The 3323-nt window shown below is 72.5% G+C and carries 4 protein-coding genes and 1 pseudogene; 4 read left to right on the forward strand and 1 reads right to left on the reverse strand.

Features of this window, described 5'->3' with window-relative positions:
- The first annotated feature begins 148 nt into the window (after nucleotides 1-148).
- The gene (locus tag LCE31_RS38095) at nucleotides 149-916 is read left to right on the forward strand and encodes an SseB family protein (RefSeq protein WP_225022739.1); all 768 of its coding nucleotides are present in this window, start codon (nucleotides 149-151) and stop codon (nucleotides 914-916) included.
- A 150-nt stretch (nucleotides 917-1066) separates the two neighbouring features.
- Here LCE31_RS38095 and LCE31_RS38100 read toward each other — a convergent pair whose 3' ends face one another.
- Nucleotides 1067-1444 carry a DUF1844 domain-containing protein gene (locus tag LCE31_RS38100; RefSeq protein WP_225022740.1) on the reverse strand — a complete coding sequence of 126 codons (378 nt, stop codon included), beginning with the start codon at nucleotides 1442-1444 and terminating at the stop codon, nucleotides 1067-1069.
- Nucleotides 1445-1767: 323 nt separating this feature from the next.
- Between LCE31_RS38100 and infC the strand changes: the two genes are divergently transcribed.
- The 3 genes and pseudogenes from infC to rplT all read left to right on the forward strand — a co-directional run.
- Nucleotides 1768-2454: a translation initiation factor IF-3 gene (infC, locus tag LCE31_RS38105; RefSeq protein WP_225022741.1), complete on the forward strand. Its 687-nt coding sequence runs from the start codon at nucleotides 1768-1770 to the stop codon at nucleotides 2452-2454.
- 129 nt (nucleotides 2455-2583) lie between these two features.
- Nucleotides 2584-2778 (forward strand): 50S ribosomal protein L35, encoded by a 195-nt coding sequence (rpmI, locus tag LCE31_RS38110; RefSeq protein ID WP_225022742.1) that lies wholly within the window; start codon nucleotides 2584-2586, stop codon nucleotides 2776-2778.
- Between the two features lie 100 nt (nucleotides 2779-2878).
- Nucleotides 2879-3259, forward strand: a pseudogene (gene rplT / locus LCE31_RS38115) (50S ribosomal protein L20); the annotation flags it as partial.
- Nucleotides 3260-3323: the final 64 nt, after the last annotated feature.

Genomic DNA, 3323 nt, shown 5'->3' on the forward strand with positions numbered 1-3323 from the left:
GTCCGCGACCTGGCCCGCCCCCGCCGCGGGCGGCGCGGGCGGCCTGCTGCTGGTCGCGGCGGGCGCCCTGTGGGCCTCGGGGCGGCGGCAGCGGCGGCGGGCCGAGGCCGGGCCCTACGGGGCGGCGGCCAGGCCCTAAGCTCGTCGCGTGGCCCTCAAGAACATCCCCGATCCCGGTTTCGCGGACGACGACGGCACCGCCGCGCCCGAGCTCGCCGCGGCCCTCGCCGCCTGGTCCGCCGACCGGTCCGCGGAGCCCCGCGTGCTCACCGCGCTCAGGACCGCGCGGCTGCTCGTCCCGGTCGTCGCCGTGCTCGGCGAGACCGAGGGGCCGGGGGCGCCGGGGGGGGGGGCCGGGCGCCCGGGCTGCGGGCTGCGCCGCGAGAAGACCAGCGACATGGCCGTGCCCACGCTCACCGCGGGCGACCGGCGGGCCCTGCCCGCCTTCACCTCCACCGCGGCGCTCGCCGCCTGGGACCCGGCCGCCAGGCCCGTCGCCGTACCCCTGCACCAGGCGCTCCAGGCGGCCGCGCACGAGCGGGCGGACACCCTGGTGCTCGACCTCGCGGGCCCGGTGACCTACCAGCTGACGGGCCCCGCCCTGCGGGCCCTCGCCGAGGGGCGCGGCAGCGCCGACCCGCTGGGCGACCCGGCCGTCACCGGCGCCGTACGGGACGTCGTGGCGGCCGAGCCCGCCGTGGCCCGCGCGTATCTCGGGCCGGGCAGCGCCGACGGTCTGCTCGCGCTGGTGCTCGACGGCGAAGTGGGCGACACGGGCGCCGCCGCCCGCGCGGTCGCCGAGGCGCTCGCGGCCCACGAGACGCTGCGGGCCCGCCTGGTGCACGGCCTCGACCTGGCACTGCTGCCGGCCGGGGCGGCGCCGCCCGGCGAGCCCCTGTACGTACGCGGCGCGTGACGGCGGCACACCGGGCGCCCGGTGTCCGTGCGCGGCGTCTGACGGCAGCACGGCGGGCGCCGGGGTCGGGCGCCGGCCGAAGGCCCGGGAGCCGGAGCCGGGCCCCGTACGCCGGGCAATAACCCCAGCCGCGTACCCCAGCCGGATACGTCAGCCGTAGAGGGGGCCCGTGTACTTCTCGCCCGGGCCCTGGCCCGGCTGGTCCTTCACCACGGACGCCTCCCGGAACGCGAGCTGGAGCGACTTGAGCCCGTCCCGCAGCGGCGACGCGTGGAACGAGCTGATCTCCGTGGCGCTCGCGTCCATCAGCCCCGCGAGGGAGTGGATCAGCTTGCGCGCCTCGTCGAGGTCCTTGTGGTCCTCGCCCTCCTCGGTCAGGCCCAGCTTCACCGCCGCCGCGCTCATCAGGTTGACCGCCACCGTGACGATCACCTCGACGGCCGGCACCTCCGCGATGTCGCGGGTCAGGGCGTCGTAGTCGGGCTGCTCGGGGGCAGCCTGACCGGCTGCGGGGGTCGCGTCACTCATGCGCCTTACCCTAGGGCCTCCCGTGCGGCCCCCTTTCGGCCAGCCGGTTCGCTCCGGCCCTCGCGGGGTGTTAACCTTGGGTGACGACCGGTCGAGCGCTTATGTGCCCGGCCCACAAGTGGAGGCTCCGATCTCCCACCTGGCCGCCTTCGAGGTGGCGGGTCACCGGTCAGGTGGTGCCCATCGTTCCGTACGGACGATGGAGCCGCCCGATGCGCCCCGTGTGGACCACGGCGGTGCTCCGGTATTCCTTGGAGCTGCCGCCTGTGTCCGTCCGGGGCATTTTTCGTGTTCCGCCACGGTTGGTCAGTAAAGACATGGTGATGCGGCTGTCTGCCAGACAGCCGGTCAGTCCTAACCGAGGAGGATCCATCAGCGCCGAGCCCCGCATCAACGACCGGATTCGTGTTCCCGAAGTACGACTCGTCGGTCCCAGCGGCGAGCAGGTCGGCATCGTGCCGCTTGCCAAGGCCCTGGAACTCGCCCAGGAGTACGACCTCGACCTCGTCGAGGTCGCGGCGAACGCGCGTCCGCCCGTGTGCAAGCTCATGGACTACGGGAAGTTCAAGTACGAGTCGGCCATGAAGGCCCGTGAGGCGCGCAAGAACCAGGCGCACACGGTCATCAAGGAGATGAAGCTCCGGCCGAAGATCGACCCGCACGACTACGACACCAAAAAGGGTCACGTGGTGCGGTTCCTCAAGCAGGGCGACAAGGTCAAGATCACGATCATGTTCCGCGGTCGCGAGCAGTCCAGGCCCGAACTGGGCTTCCGGCTGCTGCAGCGTCTCGCCTCGGACGTGGAGGACCTCGGTTTCATCGAGTCCAACCCGAAGCAGGACGGCCGCAACATGATCATGGTGCTCGGCCCGCACAAGAAGAAGACCGAGGCCATGGCCGAGGCCCGCGAGGCGCAGGCCGCCCGCAAGGCCGAGCGCCAGGGCGGCGGCCAGCTCACGGCGGAGTCGGACGAGTCGGTCGAGACGACCCCCGAGTCCGCCGAGGCGTGAGCCCGCGGTCGCTCCACAGGAACGCCTCCGGTCCCGGGTCCGCCCCGGAACCCCCATACCGAGAAATGACGCTTCCGCGCGCCGGCGCCACGCCGGCCGGGAAGCGCCACTGACGAGGAGACACGGCGCATGCCGAAGAACAAGACTCACAAGGGTGCCAGCAAGCGCTTCAAGGTCACCGGCTCCGGCAAGGTGCTGCGCGAGCGGGCCGGCAAGCGCCACCTGATGGAGCACAAGTCGTCGCGGGTTACGCGTCGTCTCAGCGGCAACGCCGAGATGGCCCCGGCGGACACCAAGAAGATCAAGAAGCTTCTCGGCATCTGAGGCCCGGTCCCCTCACCGGGACCTCGCCTCCCCCCCCACCGGGACCCACCACTTCCGGGTCGTGTGCACCGACCGCGACCCCGCTACAAGGAGCTGACACGTGGCACGCGTCAAGCGGGCGATCAACGCCCACAAGAAGCGCCGGGCGATTCTGGAGCAGGCCAGCGGCTACCGCGGCCAGCGGTCGCGCCTGTACCGCAAGGCGAAGGAGCAGGTCACCCACTCCCTCGTCTACAACTACAACGACCGCAAGAAGCGCAAGGGCGACTTCCGCCAGCTGTGGATTCAGCGCATCAACGCCGCTGCCCGCGCCAACGGGATGACGTACAACCGCTTCATCCAGGGTCTGAAGGCCGCCAACGTCGAGGTGGACCGCAAGATCCTCGCGGAGCTCGCCGTCAACGACGCCAACGCGTTCGCGACGCTCGTCGAGGTCGCGCAGAAGGCGCTGCCGAGCGACGTCAACGCGCCGAAGGCCGCCGCCAGACCCGGCCGAGCCCACCGCTTCACCCGCACCGGACCCGCAGGCCATCCGCCTGCGGGTC

The sequence above is a fragment of the Streptomyces sp. 8L genome (genome assembly GCF_020176795.1).
Classification (GTDB): Bacteria; Actinomycetota; Actinomycetes; order Streptomycetales; family Streptomycetaceae; genus Streptomyces.

Excerpts from the sequence above, each read along its gene's own strand:
- LCE31_RS38100 (WP_225022740.1), bottom strand. The coding sequence starts at position 1,444 with ATGAGTGACGCGACCCCCGCAGCCGGTCAGGCTGCCCCCGAGCAGCCC.
- infC (WP_225022741.1), top strand. The coding sequence starts at position 1,768 with ATGCGGCTGTCTGCCAGACAGCCGGTCAGTCCTAACCGAGGAGGATCC.
- rpmI (WP_225022742.1), top strand. The coding sequence starts at position 2,584 with ATGCCGAAGAACAAGACTCACAAGGGTGCCAGCAAGCGCTTCAAGGTC.